The organism is Actinomyces bouchesdurhonensis, assembly GCF_963540955.1.
Taxonomy (GTDB): domain Bacteria; phylum Actinomycetota; class Actinomycetes; order Actinomycetales; family Actinomycetaceae; genus Pauljensenia; species Pauljensenia bouchesdurhonensis.
In genome coordinates, this window is sequence record NZ_CAUTSL010000055.1 from 1 (window position 1) to 15,380 (window position 15,380).

Below are 15,380 nucleotides of genomic sequence, written 5' to 3' on the forward strand. Positions count from 1 at the left end.
GCTGTGGTCACCCTCCAAGCCTAGTTGCTCCCACCCTCATCTGCGTCCCACGCCGCGCGTTCCACAGCGTCGTGCGGAGGGTACGTGGCCGTGCTCGGAGGCGCCTCATTGACGAGGCCGGGGCCGGGTATGTGCGCAGGGGGCGCGGGACCTGTTGGTCTCGCGCCCCCTGACGGGTGGGGTTCGCCCCCGCGTGGGGGGTGTGCCCTGCGTGCCTGTCAGGCATCCTCGCGTTCGCGGCGGCGCTTGGCGCCGATGGCCAGGGCGCCGGCGATGGCCGCCAGGGCCGCCATGCCACCGATGATGGTGGCGTCCGTGCCGGTGCGTGCCAGGCCTCGGTTGGTGAGCACCTGGTGTGCCTGGGCGGGCGTGGGGGCGGGGATGAGGGTGAGCGGGAAGTCCGCGTCCACGTATTCCTCGCCTTCACCCACGCGCACGCTCATCGAGGTGGTCGCGGCCGTATAGCCGGCCGGGGCCTCGATGGTGACGGTGTAGGTGCCCGGGATCAGGCCTGCGAAACGGTAGTTGCCATTGGCGTCGGTGGTGGTGCGAGCCACCTGCGCACCGTCAGCGTCGGTGAGGATCACGCTCACGCCTCCGATGCCGGGTTCGCCGTCGTCGCTGCCGTTGGCGTTGACGTCATCCCACACTCGCTCACCGATCGTTGCGGGGGCAACCAGGCCGAAGTTCGCCCCCTCAACCGACGCGTCCGAGATGATCACGGTGGCCCAGGTGGAGCCCTTACCGGTGTACGCCTGGGTGGGCACCAGCGACGCCAGCGGACTTTGCGCAGCGTCAACAATACTGACACGATAGGTGCCCCTGCCGAGGTCGACGAACCGGTAAGCTCCGGAGGCGTCAGTCACCGCCGTCACGGGAACACCATCGTCGCCCAGGACGGGCGAACCATCCTCGTTCAACAGTGCGACTGTGATCCCCGTGAAGCGCTCCTCAGAGTCGCTGGTGGAGTACGAGCCATCCGAGTCGCGGTAGATCGTGCCACCAATGTTGAACCCTCCCCGAAACGATGCCGAGGCCTCGTTATTCGTCGGGTCATCGCCAACCTGATCCTGGTGGGTGATGCGAGCGACGTTGGTGACGAGCGCACCCGCACCATCACCGGTGATCGTCACCGTGATCGCCAGGGTCTTTACCTCACTGGTCTCGATCACCTGGTCCGACAGGTTCCATACGCCCGACGTCGCGTCATACGATCCGTCTCCGGAGGCCCCAACAAAGGACACACCGGAGGGGAGATGATCGAGCACGGTGACGCCGGTCGCCACACCCGGTCCGTTGTTCGTCAAGGTCAGGGTGTAAGTGACCTGCTTGCCGGGGGTGAACTCGAAGGTGTCTTGTTCAGCCTCGCTCGGGTCTGTGATTGTCTTCGCGATCGCAGTGTCTGCCGGACTCGTGAACGCCCAATCCTGCGAATTGTTCGACATATCGACGGGCGTCAGCGTCACATTCGACGTCAGGGACAGTTCCTGTCCCCGCGCTGCTGTCAGATCACCGGAGGGGGCGTGGGTCTGCGCAGTGCAGGTCGGGCACGCGCCCGCCACGGAATCCTCCTCAACGATGATCGTGTAATCGCCGGGGGCCAGGTCCTTGAACGAGTAGTGACCGTGGGAATCCGTGAGAGTCGTCGCCGTCTTGTCCACACCCGTAGGCGTCTTGTACGTCAATTTGAGTGTCACACCGTCCAGGGGTCTGTCAGGTCCCGACGGGGACGCGCCACCACTGTTATTGACGTCCCAGTACAGGGTGCCGCCAATCGCGCCGTCGGCAATCAATCCGAGGTCAACCGTCGTGTCCTGTTGCCCTTGTGTAAGCGCGACATCGCTGCTCAGTCCGTTGGAATCTGTCGCAGCATCGGTTCCCGCGTGGGTCACCGTCGGTGAGTATCCGGCTGGTGCCGTGAAGATGACCTTGTCATGGTCCTCGCCTGCAGCCGCGAACATGCGATCGGGGTTAGGCAGGAGGTCCGTGAAGGAGTACTTGCCGTTCGCGTCGGTCGTAACGGGTTCAACGGTGTTTCCACTGGCATCGAGGACTGGTTGACCGTCAGCATCCACGAGGGACACCTCGACTCCCGCGACTCCGGCCTCGTCCGCGTCCTGGATTCCATTCCTGTTCGCGTCAAACCATACGTAGTCTCCGAGGGATGCGGGTTTCACGAAACCGAAGTCGACCATCGTCTCGGTGGGCGCAGCTGGCGTCAACGTGATCGGGTTGGGAATCAGGAGCGTGCCCTGGCCAGCCTGAGCGCGCGACGCGGAGGAGTCGTAGGCGAGCGTGAGTGTGTAGTCCGCCAGGTTCACCTGAGTGCCATCGCGCGTCGCGAGGGAGGGGACGACCTCGACCTTGTAGGAGCCCATCGGCAGGCGGTTAAAGACGTAACTGCCGTCGGCGGTCGACTTCGTTGTGATGTCAGTGCCCGACGCATCCTTCACAGGGTGCCCGTCGGCGTCCAGCAGGCGCACGTTCACGCCGTCAAGGGGCACGCCCGGACCACCGGTGTCGTAGTACCAGGTGGCGTCGGCGTCGTTGAAGATGGTGCCGGAGATTGAACCGCCGACCGTGAAGGTAGCGCTGGCGGTGTTGTTAGCAGTGTCGGAATCGACCTGATCAAAGTCGCCCAGCGAGACCGTGTTCATGACGGTTCGACCTTCGGCACCGTCGGCTACCCGAACGAGCATGTACATCGTCATCGTTGCCCCGACGTTGAGGTTCACGTTGAGTTGCCCCGAGGGTATGGCGTTCCATTCAGAGTTGAACTCGTCGTAGGAGGCGTCGGTGTAGACCGGACCCGTGCATGGGTTCGTGGCACCGTCCTGGCAGATACGAGTTTCGGAGGAAACGTACTCTACAGAGTCGTCCATAGCGTCGGTGATGGTGATGCCCGACGCGACGGAGGGGCCGCTATTGGCCAGGCTCACCCGATAGAGCATGTAGTCACCGGGCATGATCAGATCGGTTGATTCGTCCGCTTCGATGATGCCGTTCGCATCGCGAACGGGTTGGTCACCGTTCATCTTGGCGCGCACCACGGACTCGCTCACGGCGACGTCGGTGGAGACATTAATGCCAACCTTGGGGGCCTCGTTGGGTTGCAGGTAGGACACTCTATTGTTTTCGAGGGAGCCTGCTGCCAGGGCGACCGAGTTCCAGGCGATGAGGTTCGCGTTGACCGGTGATGTCATGGTTGCCACGAACTGGATCGTCTCGCCGATTTCAATATCGCGATTCATGACGATACGGAAACCGGTGATGGTGGACAGGTCGGAGGGCGCTCCGCCCCACGCATTGCGCGTACAACCGACGGGGGAATCGTTCATTGAACCGCCGGCGGCCATGACTTCGCCGCGGCAGGGATTGGGAACGGTTGAATATTCCACCGTAATGTCCGAAGCGGGCACAGTGGTCGTCACGGGGGCTTGCCCGGGGGAGTGTTTGACGGAGTGGAAGGACCAGTTGGTTGAGTTGAGGTTCGGCTTCCACGAGGAGCCGCGCGCCTGCCCGGCGGCGGGGCCAACACCCACGTCCCCCTTGTAGGGAAGGATGTCGTAGGCGACGACGTTCGTCAGCGCAGTGTTACCGGTATTGCTGATCGTGAATCGGTATGCGCCGTCGCCGCCCGGGTCGATCTGGGCAATTTGGCCGGCGGGGACGAAGTCGTCGTCCTTGTTGCCTTTGGCTTCCTTTGTGATGGTCATTCCGGGGGTGGCGGACACGTTGAACTGCGTGGAGGAGTTGCACACGTAGTCTTCGGTCGAACCGTTGCGGTTGACGTCATTGGTGTCACGTGCGCGACTGCCTTGGCAGTATGCGGCGTTGCGCAGGCTCGTGTCCTGCGTGGTGGACTTCGCGCCGTCACCGGGCATGAAAGCGGCGGCGTCGTTGCTGTTACTACCCGCTGGCGTGGTCGACAGGACAGTGGCTGTCAGGTGGACGTACAGGTTTCCTTCGACTGCGTCGGGTGCTGCAATACTCACCAGGGTGCGACCGGTGCCGTTGTAGTTCTTCGAGATGGTGGTATTGAGCTTGGTCAGGTCGTAGGGGGTGCCGTCGGGATTTTTCAGCGTCGAGTTCTTCAAGACGGATACGGTCGATGTGTCATCCACGTCGAACCCGAGGGGCAGCAGGTCGGTCATCGTCACGGGCGTGGGGACGCCTCCGGCGCTCTTGGGACGCACGTACGCACTGAGGGCGAACATAGCGGGTTTGCCGATGACGACGGGGTCGGTGCCCAGGGACCCAACTATCTGAATGCTGGGGAAGTCGTTGCGCACGCGCATCCACGAGCACAGATTGTCGTTGGTGTAGATGACGGCGCCGCTATCGATGTCGGTCGCGGTGCCGCTCGCGCAGTTCTGGTAGCGCACGTAGTCCGTGGATGCTACGTAGTTGTAGTACTGTTCGGGCGGGGCGGCTGGGTTGTAGTGGTTGGTGAAGTCTGCGGGTTCTTGGTTCGGCAAGGACGTGGGGATCGTCCCGTAGAAGAAGATTGTCGGGTTGGTTTGTGGCAGTGCGTCCGTGTCGATCGTGAAGCGGGTGATCCACTCGCCGTCGGGGAGCGTGAGGGGCGACGAGGCCGTGTAGGTGACGCTGTCGTGGTTGCCCTTGTTGGTCCAGTACTCCAGGGTCCAACCTCCGTTGTCCTCATATCCGGAGGTGGAGTGGATTTGGAAGCGGTAGGGGCTGACCATTGTCGGGGTGTCGCAGGCGCCGCCCGAGGCCTTGGCATCCTGGGTGGACCACGTGCAGGGGGGCGTGTCGTCCCAGCGGAAGTGCAGGGGCGTGTTGCCCGAGTTTGTGGCGCCCAGTCGCCATTGCGCGGAGTTGCCTCGGGTTTGGTACTGCCAGTCGTTGCCGTACTTGATCATGGATCCGGCGGGTCTGCGCGCGGAGAAGCCGTGGGTGATGTCGGAGCTCTTCGTGACGACAGTCGAGGGGTCGTTTTGCGCTTGCGCGGTGATCGTGGCTTCGTTGGTGACTGTGTCGGAGGTGGTGACGGCTCCGACGGGGTATTTGACGGTGATTGTTGAGGTGATGGGGTTTTGCCACGCCCAGTCCTCGTACGTCCAGGTCACGGTGTGCGTGGCGGCATCGTAGTGGCCGCCGTTGGTCGCGGAGACGAAGACGGCGTTTGCGGGCAGGGGATCGCTGACTGTGATGTTGTGGGCTTGGACGAAGCCTAGGCCGTTGAGGTTCGCGGATTTTCGTGCGGATCCGTTCCATCGGATACCGACCTTGTTGGGGTCACTCTGGTCGATTTGCTGGTACCCGTAGTAGAGCTTGTAGGTGGCGAGGCCTCCGACGGCGGGGTAATCCTGGGGTTGTGTCGGTCCGCTTTTGTTGATTGCCACGTCGAGGCTTGCAGTCCATGTCGTGGTGAGGGATTGTTCAACGGGTTGGGCGTTGGTCGCGGAGAAAACGACTCGCGTGGTAGTGGTGGAGTTGTTTGGTGCGTCGTTGCCAAGGTAGCTCCACGGTACTTGGATTCGGTCGGATGTTCCGGCGGGAATCGGATCCTTGAGCGTGAACAGGATGCGTTGCATGCGCGGGGTGCCGGCGACGATGTCGTTTCGTGTTGTCACGACGGAGCTACCGGCGACGGGGTATGCCTGGTAGAAGTTGTCGCTCAGCTGTTCGCCTGCGGGGGTGAGTGGGGCGGGGAGCCACACCTCGATGGTTCCGCCTTCGCAGGGGGTTGAGACGGAGGAGCATGAGTAGTTGATGGTGGTCGTCTGTTGGTCTCGGATCGGCAGGGTGGCGGTGTCGTTGGCGACGGACATTGCCAGGGTGGCGGTGTCGTTGATGGCGCGGGTGCGGCGCGTGCGTGGTTGGTCCTCGGGGGTGGCTTCGGGGGGCGTGGGCGCGCTTTCGGTGTCGTTGTCGGTCGGGTCCTCCGTTGATGCTTGGTTGTCTTGTGCGGGTTCGGTGACCGCGTCGGTTTCGGACGAGGCCTGGGCTTCTTCCTGGGATGAGGTGACCTGGGTTGATTGTGCGGTTTCCTCGGCTGCGTTGGCCTGCGCTCCGAGTGGGGACAGCGACGTGACCAGGAGCGACAGGGCTGCCAGTGCGCTGGCCGCGGCGACGATGGCGCGTGTTCGGAGGGGACGCAGTCGAGGCATCAATTTCTCTTTCAACTAGCGGAGAGCGGATCTGAGTCTCACCCTAGTGAGCTTGTTGAACGAGTTCCAAGCCTGACAGTTATCACCTTCACCACGATATAACCATGTGTTTCAATGCGGATTCATTCGTTACAGTTACACCATAACTTCTCTGAACCGTCGGTCAGTAACGACAGCCGCCCACGCTCGCGCATGCGGTCGATTATGGCGCACACCATCATGACTCAATACTCCAATAATGACCAGCCTCACCACCAGAGACTTCACCACCCGAAGACCAGCGTGCTTTCAGTCACACCCACTGCCTCGTCGATAGGAATGTCCGACACACCCACGCCCCGGCCTCATCCCTACGACGACCCTCCCGACAGATGACCACCATCCATCGCGAACGTACGATCCGCGTAGCTGAGCGCCTCTGGCTCGTGCGTGACGATGAGGACGGTCGCTCCCGGGCCGGCAGCCTCACGCAGCAAACGCAGGACCCCAGCCGCACTCTCAGCATCCAGGCCGGCGGTCGGCTCGTCAGCCAACACCACAGCCGGGCTCATGAGGAGAGCACGAGCGACACCGACGCGGCGCAACTCACCGCCTGACAGCTCGTTCGGGCGCGCATCCGCAAGCTCGGACAGACCCACGGCGGACAGGAGTTCCTCGGCGCGCTCACGCGGCGGCCTACCCGCGCCATACAACACGGAAGGCAAGAGAACGTTCTCCAGGACGGTGAGGCTTCGCAGCGCAGCGTGCCCCTGCGGGATGAAACCGATGCGCTCGTTACGCAGGCGCGCACCCTCCTCCTCACGCATCGCATACAGGTCGATGCCACCCAGGCACACAGTCCCACCAGTAGGCGGCAGCATGCCCGCGAGCATGTTCAACAGGGTGCTCTTACCGCTGCCTGAATGCCCGGTGATGACGGTCAGCTGCCCCTCATCCAACGTCAGGTCAAGCGGATGCACGGCCGTGAAGAGGCGGCCCCCCGCGCGGGCGCGAGGAAACTCCTTAGTGAGGTCCGTTGCTTCGATGAGCATGTCACTCGCCTTCCTTCAATAGGGCGCTCGCGTCCGCCATGTTCAGGCACCGCAGCGCTATCCACGATGATACGAGGGCGACGAGGCCCATCGAGGCCATGACGAGCGCCACCAGCGCGGCGATCACCGCAAGGGAGGGCACCAGGAACCCGATGCCGATGGTCTGTTGCACAAGACCAGAGAACGAGACGATCAGCACCCCCGATATGAGGATGCCGAGGGCGCCTCCAGCGGCGTTGAGAATAACAGCTTCGAGAGCAATGACCCGCGACACCAGGCGCCTGTGGGCGCCGACAACAAGGAGCGTGCCGAACTCACGCTTACGTTCAACAACCATCATGACGAACATAAGAGTCATCATCACCAAACCAACACCCCACACGAGCGCTATCAAAGTGGTGACCGTGCGCGAGGTGTTGTCCAACGATCGAGAGATACCACTGACCAGGGTCGTCGAGGTCGCCACGGACACTCCCGGCACGCGCGCAGCAATGTCGGAGGCAACCGCATTAACGTCTCGGCCAGGCTCAACCCTGACCATGACCGAGGAGATAATGTGGTCCGTGTCAAGACTCGTGTACTTGTTGAGACCTTTCTCCAGCGAGGAGTCGATGAGAATTCTCGCAGTATCAAAGTTGGCGTACACAGCGTTGTCGAGGGTCGAACCAGTCTGATCGAATTGGGCGACGACACGCAGCCTATGACCGAAGAGCGAAAAGTTCTCCGGATCGGACACCCCGACATTCGCACCGACGACCACCTCCATGTCACCGAGACTGGAGGCGCCAGAGGTGTCAGAAATCCACGGCTGGATGGTGAAGTCCGTGGCCGGGTCGAACGCGATGACCTGATAGCGGCCCGAACAGCAGCTGGCCCGCGCAGTCGCAAGAAAAAGCTGAGGCGATGCCGCGCCGACACCATCAATGCCCGCAACCTCACCGGCCACGCCCTCATCCATATAGAAGTAGGACGGTTCGGCGCCCACCAGGAACGCCTGCGCATCAAAGTCGGACGAAGCATCAGCGGGGGTCACCATGATGTCGGCGCCGAGGCGCGACTCGACCGTGCCCAATCCCCGGTCAATGCCGCACACAATCATGGTGCCGCCAAACATCACCATCGCCATGAGCATAGAGAAAAACGCGAGGATACCCGAGCGCACCGGGTACCCGCGCAGGTTCATCCACGGGAGTCGCGCAAGCGACAGCATGTTGATTCCTCCTGTCCCGACGCCTAGATGGGCGCCAGCTTCTGACCCGAAACACTGCGATACACGCGCGCGAGAGCAAGCCTCGTTCCGGCCACACCGAAAGCTACCAACGCGACGACAGTGAGAGCAGCCAGGGGCAACGACCTTCCCGGCGCGGCCAGCGCCGCGAGCGCGAACGCATCATGGGCCAGGGGCAGCGCCGCTGCGGCCGCGAGGACCCCAACACAGGCCCCCGCCGCGTGAAGGATCAAGGATTCGATCGCCACCACACGGGCGATCGTCGCGCGGGAGGCTCCTATGGTCCGCCACACGTACACCTCGTGTTGGCGCTCATTCATGAGGGCGAACTGGGCGACAACCAGGGCGACCAGCAACACCAGCCAGGCGAAGCCGAGCACACCGAGCGTGAGCGAGCGATGGGCGCGAATGTCCGAGGCCGTGGTGGCCAGGGCCTCGTCAGAGCGCACGGCGGTCACTTTACGCACGTAGAGATTAATCCATTCCGTCACGCTCTGAACGTCGCGCGAATCATCGACCTTCACCAAGGCAGCCGAAAAATCTTGGTTCGGCTGCACAGACGCATAGGTACCCACCCCCGATTCGACCGATGCCGCGATGACCTGCGTAAGCGTATCCATACTGACGACGACGGCGTTATCCAGCTCCGAACCGGTCTCCAGCAGGTGCGCGCCTACCGGCCACTGCCGCCCAAACAGCGTCACCTGGCCATCCGCATCCTCGACCGCCGCGCCGACCGCGACGCTTCCTGTTGGAGGCGCGGCATCCTCACCTTCGCGCATCCACGGGGAGATCACGAAATCCGTCGCCGGGTCATAGCCGACGATCCACAACGGCGTCCCGTCCGGCCTCGTATCGGCAACGTAGAGCTGGTAGGACACGGCGACAATGTCCTCGTTATCGTCCATGCGTGACAAGGTCGAGCGCGCCTGATCGCAGGCGACGGGGGTGCCGATCATCAGCAGGCGTTTCTTGTCCACCTGGTTCAGGCAGGACGTCGGGTACACAACGAGGTCAGCGCCGAGCCTACGCTCGGACAGCGAAAGCTCAGAGCGCATACCATCAACGGTAACAAGCCCACCAAAGACGCACGCCGCCAACGCAAACGCGAAGAACAACAGGATCGCAGCACGCACCGGGTGCGCCCGAATGTTCATAAGCGGAACACGCCGCAGCGTCAAAGCTCCGGTCATTGCGCACCCTGCCCGGCCTCGGACACGTCGATCCACAGGGCGGGACGTACCCCGTAGAGCACGTCAACGTTCGCGCCACTGACGGACGGCTTACCCTCAGCATCAACGAATTGAGCGGCGAAACCGTATGTTCCCGGCGAGCGCAGCCACCAGTCAGCGGTCCCATCCTCGCTCACGGTCAGAGCACCCGATGCCGCAAACGCGGTCGCGGGGGCTGCGCCGATGTCTGCGCGGTTCGCGGAGCTGCTCAGATAGATGACACTTTCGGTCTCACTGAGCGCAAAGACACGGTCCTGCGTGTCAGAGCCACCCTCGGCACCGGTGACGGACTGGTCCTCGTTACTGTTGCACACTGTGGCAATAATGCCTTGTTGAGCGGGTTCGAAAGCTGCGGTGAGGAAATCGTCGTTCATCCACGCACGCAGGTCACTATCCGCCCACGTGACCTCCTGGAACGGCACATGGTTGTACTGTCTCCCATCCAGGACGTCAGCGCTCAGGACCAGGAGCCGGTCATCGAAACGTTCGAGGACGATCCAGCGGATCGGCTCGGCACCGTTCGTGGTGTCACCGTCCTGCTCGAAAGAACCGAAGGCGATCACGTCACCCTTGGCGGCCTTCCGGTAGGGCAGCGCCGGATCCTTCTGGACGAGGCCCGCCGCACGCTCGGCGGAATCGGCGTAACTTCCCAGGCTCGCGAAAATGTCGTAAGCGGACGCCGCGTCCCCGGCCTCAGCGAAGCGAAGCGCCTGCGCGTAGCGCTGCCCGCGCTGCAAGTTGACAACGAGGAGGACGAGGACCACGATCAGGAGAACCGCCGCGACTGCGACAGCCCCCCGCTTAATGGTTACCCGGTTTGGGTGCGTGCGTGTCACCTCTCGCACGTCAGGCCTTCGAAGCCCGATCCCTCTTGACCGTGTTGACCAGAGCCGCGACACCAGTGCCGGCGACGAGGACACTCATAATGCGCACAAATGGCTGGAACACCGTATGGCAACGCATCGTCTTCATCATGCACATCGGGCAGATGACACCGGGGATAAAGAAAACGACGAGAGCCCCGATGAGCGAGAGTCCTTGTAGGGTGAGGCGCGCCGCCTTGTTGGTGACGAACGTAGCGGTACCAAAGAAAACAGCGAGGCCCGCCGCGCTAGCAACGACACTATTTTGGCACTGATGACAGTGCATCCAGGTGCCGTCCGGCTTGGGATCGCACGCCGAAAACACGGTGACCCCTCCGGCGAGGAGCAGGGCGCTGAGCGCCGCGGGCACGAGAGGGATGATGACATCCTTTTTTGACACGGAAACCAATCCTTAGAGATGAGCAAGTATTGACGAACTTAATAAAAGTATAATATGCCTAATTTATGCAATCATTCAAGGTGTTTGGCCCCGTCCCGATGCTGTGAGCGGGCGAGGCAAGGAGAGCACGTGGGCGCCGCACCTGGCCTGTGCCGCGCGCCAACAATGCCGGGTACCCATTCACGCGTACACACCCCGCAACATCCACGCACACACTGCCCAGTTTTTGACCACACGTGCAACCTTTTCACCCTCCAGCGCCTAAGATTGAGACATCCCCCACCAGTGAGGTGTCATCATGAAGAGGATTCACATCCGCTTTGCCCGATGCATCGTCGCATCGGTGACCACGCTCGCATGCGTCGGTCTGTTCCCCCTTACCGCAGCGCACGCCGACGTCGCTGCCAGCGCTGCACAATCCGGCGCACCCACCCCACCCGCGGCAACGTCGGCCTCGTCCGAGGACACGCCCACCGCCACGCCCACACCCACGGCAACCCCCGCCTCGTCCGAGGACACGCCCACCGCCACGCCCACACCCACGGCAACCCCAGCCTCGTCCGAGCTCCCCTCCCCGAATCCCGACCCGAGCACCACCCCCACGCAGCCTGAACCTCCGACACCCGCAACCTCCCAGTGGGTGCACCACCCCCAGGGCTGGCGCTACGAAAGCTCCGACGGCACATGGCTGGCGGCCGGTGTCTTTGAAGTCAACGGCGTACGCTACGTTTTCAACACCGACGGATTCGTGCCGGTCGGCTGGTACCGCGCGCCCGACGGCACCTGGTACGCCTCAACCGAGAACGGTGTGCACACCGGCTGGTATCAAGACGGATCCTGGTATCTGCTCACCGACTCCGGCGCCATGGTCACCGGATGGCAGGTCTCCGGCGGCGCCTGGTATTACCTCAACCCCGACGCGGGCGGCGCAATGGCCACCGGCTGGACCAAAATCGACGGAACCTGGTACTACCTACGTTCCTCCGGCGCAATGGCCGAAGCGACATGGATCTACACGGGGGCCTGGTACTACCTAACGGGCAGCGGCGCGATGACCACCGGCTGGTTCATCTCAGACGGCTCCTGGTACTACGCGGACTCCAGCGGCGCGATGACCACCGGCTGGCTGCGACAGGACTCCAGCTGGTACTACCTGAGCGCCTCCGGCGCAATGGTCACCGGTTGGCTGCAACGGGGCGCCAGCTGGTACTACCTTGACCCGAACGCGGGCGGCGCGATGGCCACCGCCTGGACGATGGTTTCCGGAAGCTGGAACTACTTTGACCGGTGGGACGGCTTCTGGGTTTCTGGCCGCTCTGACTTCGAGGCCGACTGGAACTACGCGAAGACCCTGTACAGTCCCACAAATTACTTGGTCGTCGTCGACACGAACGCCCCACATTGCATGACATTCTATTGGGCTGACAGCTCCTGGCAGCCACTCACTGACATGCCCTGCTCCGTCGGCAAACCCTCAACCCCGACCATCAAGGGCACCTTCACCATCAAAAACCGCGGTTCATCCTTCGGGCACGGATACACGGCATACTGGTGGACACAGTTCCACGGCGACTACCTGTTCCACTCGGTTCTCTACTACGAAGGCACCATGACTGTGAAGGATGGGACCCTCGGGGGGCACGTCTCTCACGGCTGCGTGCGTCTACGCTACAAGGACGCTAAGTGGCTGCACGACACGATTCCTTCGGGGACCTACGTGACGATCTACTGATCGACGCACCTAGTGGGCGCCGGGATCCTAAATATCAGCAACTTGGTCCCGGCGCACCACCACGACTGGACTGAAACAGGGCCACATACAGGCGGGCACCACAATCACCGCCCGGCGCACCACCACGACTGGACTGAAACAGGGCCCGAACCGCCCCCGCGCGGAACCCAACGCCCCAGGATGGTTCCAGAACGCAGACCCGTTCACTGACAGCAGCCCTTTTCTGGCACTTGTAGCTAATGGGTCTGCACTTTGGCGACTGCACCCCACGCGCACGACCGCCGAGCCGGGGGAATCGCATCATTAGAAGCCCGACACGCCGGCGACACGCCGAAAGGAAGCTCCTAATGATGCAAAACCCCCACGTCGCCGCACGACATGCGTCAAAACGCCTGACCCATTGGCCCTCAACAGCCCATTTGTGCGCTCTGTCGTCGAGGTGGTCTGTGATTTGGGTGCCGCGCGCTGTGCTGGGGTCCGCAGCACGGGGGAACTTCAAGACTTGGACACGAATGCCGCCACATCGCTCCTAGAATCCGCCGTTTTGCTGCCACATGGGGGGAATCGCATCATTAGAGCCGCGACACGCCGGCGCACCATTGTGTCATCTCGACTACGACGGGGGGAATTGCACCATTAGAGCCGCGACACGCCGGCGACACGCCGAAAGGAAGCTCCTAATGGTGCAAAACCCCCAATCTACCGCTCGGTTGGAGGATGTCGGAGGGTCCGATGGCAGCAGACGCGGGTGGCAGCAGGACCTGACGAGGCTTCAAAACTGCACAACGAGGCACAGGCCCACACCGCGAGCAGCCAGAAGCGAAAGCGCCACGGAAACAGGGTGATAAGGACAACGTGTGTTGGTCAGTCCTCGGTCCCAAGCGTCGGTGGGGGAGGCGTCGGCGGCGCTGGCCTGCTCGCGTCGCCGATGGGGGTTGGCCGTGACGTGCGCTTGCGTCGTCCGTCATTGTGCTAGCGTGCTTGCGCCGCCGATGGGAGCCATCCCATCGGGAGGATTGCACGTGATCGGGAGGATTGCACCCGTTAGGGAGGAATTGCATGTGATCCGTTGGGGTTGAGTCTTCCCGATCGGGTGTTTCGCCTCATCGGCAACAAGCCTCGCCTGGGAGCTGGCCGCCCGTCGTCGCTCATCATTGTCGGCGACTCCCTTCCAGTGTTTATCGGCCCCCCACCCTACCTGCGCCCATGCAGCAGGACCCTGTCGGTGATGCCCTTCCGGCGTTTATCATCGCCCCGCCCTACCCGCGCCCACAGTGCAGACCACCTCGACGAACAATGGCTAGCATGGGCGTGATGGCCCAGATGTTCTGTGACGCGGGCGACTCCAGAACGCAGTTCACCTCTGCGACCCCTCCGCACCCAGAGCTGGATGGGGGGTTTTGCAGCATTAGAAGCCTCCCCTCGGCGTGTCGCCGGCGTGTCGCGCCTCTAATGGTGCAATTCCCCCGTTTGGTGGCGATGTCATCGGCAGGCAAGTCACGCACGGGTCCCCGTGCAGCGCAATTCCCCCCATTTGATGGCGGTGAGGCCGCGGTTCGGGGCAGTGAGGCCGCGCCTCGGGGTAGTGAGGTCACGGTTCGGGGTAGTGAGGTCGCGCCTCGGGACGGTGCAGCGCCCAAGTCGCAAACCACCTCGGTAACAAACGCCGACAACGGGGCTTCGTGGGCGAGATGGCCTGCGTTGTGGACGCAACGGCGCCACCTGGTGCGTCGCTCGCACATGAACCGCCGACAATGCGCGTTAACCCCATGACACGCACGCCAACCCCAAGATATGCGCCTGGGCGCCGCCCACGCGCATACCATCAGACCCACGCGCGAAGTGTCGGACCCACGCGCGAATCAGCGGGTCCACGCGCGCTGCGAGGAGCGCAGGCAGCTAGCGCGCTCGGAGCAGTTTCGCATGCAATTCGATTGAATGAACTTTCAACAGTGTCCGCAAACGTTGCAATCCCAACGATATGGTTGCGCGGTGCGACACAGTGTCGAGGGAATTGCATGCGACATTCGTGGGATAGCTCGCCGGGCGGGAGTCATGCGCTACCACCCATAGCACCGCCGGTAGCGCAGCCAGTGACGTGCCAGCGGCCTGGCACAGTGAAGACCGTCGCCGCAAACAACCTGCCCAAGCCCCACCGAGACAGATCAAGGGACTACGCACAGACTCACAATAAAACAAACAATTTAATGTTGATTTTCCCGCACTAACACGCCGAAAAGTCACCACAAAACCAACACACTTTGCCCATCCTCCACGTTGGCACCCACCACCTCCAACACCAACTTTCCCGCACCAGCAAGCCGAAAAGTCACCCTTCCAGCAACACGATCTGTCCATCCTCATAGTTGGTCCCAACCAACTAAAACACCGACTTTCCCGCACCAGAAAGCCAAAAAGTCACCCTTCCAGCAACACGCAGTGTCCTATAACCCCGCTTTGCCCATCCTCCACGTTGGCACTCACCACCTCCAACACCGACTTTCCCGCACTAACAAGCCGAAAAGTCGCCACAAAACCAACACGTTTTGTCCATCCTCATAGTTGACTCCCACCACCTTCAACACCGACTTTCCCGCACCAGAAAGCCAAAAAGTCACCCTTCCAGCAACACGCAGTGTCCTATAACCCGAAACTACGAAGCCCCGGGACTCCAGTGAACTGCGCCCCGAAACTTGGACGCATTTAATAGTAGCCGTTATGCGGCTTGTTGGAGGGCCTGATCTCGGTATTCTGCCG

Annotated in this window: 7 protein-coding genes; 1 reads left to right on the forward strand and 6 read right to left on the reverse strand. The window is 62.3% G+C overall.

Going from position 1 to position 15,380, the window contains the following annotated elements; genetic code table 11:
* Positions 1-218: 218 nt before the first annotated feature.
* From RYL44_RS08540 to RYL44_RS08565, 6 genes are all read right to left on the reverse strand, one after another.
* Entirely contained in the window at positions 219-6,137 is a 5,919-nt protein-coding gene (locus RYL44_RS08540; protein WP_314975708.1) for an SdrD B-like domain-containing protein, read from the reverse strand.
* Positions 6,138-6,487: 350 nt separating this feature from the next.
* A complete protein-coding gene (locus RYL44_RS08545; protein WP_314975709.1) occupies positions 6,488-7,168 on the reverse strand; it encodes an ABC transporter ATP-binding protein in 681 nt (226 codons plus the stop codon).
* 1 nt (position 7,169) lies between these two features.
* Positions 7,170-8,378 (reverse strand): ABC transporter permease, encoded by a 1,209-nt coding sequence (locus RYL44_RS08550; RefSeq protein WP_314975710.1) that lies wholly within the window; start codon positions 8,376-8,378, stop codon positions 7,170-7,172.
* Between the two features lie 23 nt (positions 8,379-8,401).
* The gene (locus tag RYL44_RS08555; RefSeq protein WP_314975711.1) at positions 8,402-9,589 is read right to left on the reverse strand and encodes an FtsX-like permease family protein; all 1,188 of its coding nucleotides are present in this window, start codon (positions 9,587-9,589) and stop codon (positions 8,402-8,404) included.
* Positions 9,586-10,464 carry a DUF6273 domain-containing protein gene (locus RYL44_RS08560; protein WP_314975713.1) on the reverse strand — a complete coding sequence of 293 codons (879 nt, stop codon included), beginning with the start codon at positions 10,462-10,464 and terminating at the stop codon, positions 9,586-9,588. The genes RYL44_RS08555 and RYL44_RS08560 overlap by 4 nt, the downstream gene beginning before the upstream one ends.
* Before the next feature lie 10 nt (positions 10,465-10,474).
* Entirely contained in the window at positions 10,475-10,891 is a 417-nt protein-coding gene (locus RYL44_RS08565; protein WP_276738587.1) for a DUF4418 family protein, read from the reverse strand.
* Between the two features lie 298 nt (positions 10,892-11,189).
* Here RYL44_RS08565 and RYL44_RS08570 point away from each other — a divergent pair, with 298 nt between their 5' ends.
* Positions 11,190-12,623 (forward strand): L,D-transpeptidase family protein, encoded by a 1,434-nt coding sequence (locus RYL44_RS08570; protein ID WP_314975712.1) that lies wholly within the window; start codon positions 11,190-11,192, stop codon positions 12,621-12,623.
* The last annotated feature ends 2,757 nt before the right edge of the window (positions 12,624-15,380 follow it).

Excerpts from the sequence above, each read along its gene's own strand:
- RYL44_RS08540 (WP_314975708.1), bottom strand. The coding sequence starts at position 6,137 with ATGCCTCGACTGCGTCCCCTCCGAACACGCGCCATCGTCGCCGCGGCC.
- RYL44_RS08545 (WP_314975709.1), bottom strand. The coding sequence starts at position 7,168 with ATGCTCATCGAAGCAACGGACCTCACTAAGGAGTTTCCTCGCGCCCGC.
- RYL44_RS08550 (WP_314975710.1), bottom strand. The coding sequence starts at position 8,378 with ATGCTGTCGCTTGCGCGACTCCCGTGGATGAACCTGCGCGGGTACCCG.
- RYL44_RS08555 (WP_314975711.1), bottom strand. The coding sequence starts at position 9,589 with ATGACCGGAGCTTTGACGCTGCGGCGTGTTCCGCTTATGAACATTCGG.
- RYL44_RS08570 (WP_314975712.1), top strand. The coding sequence starts at position 11,190 with ATGAAGAGGATTCACATCCGCTTTGCCCGATGCATCGTCGCATCGGTG.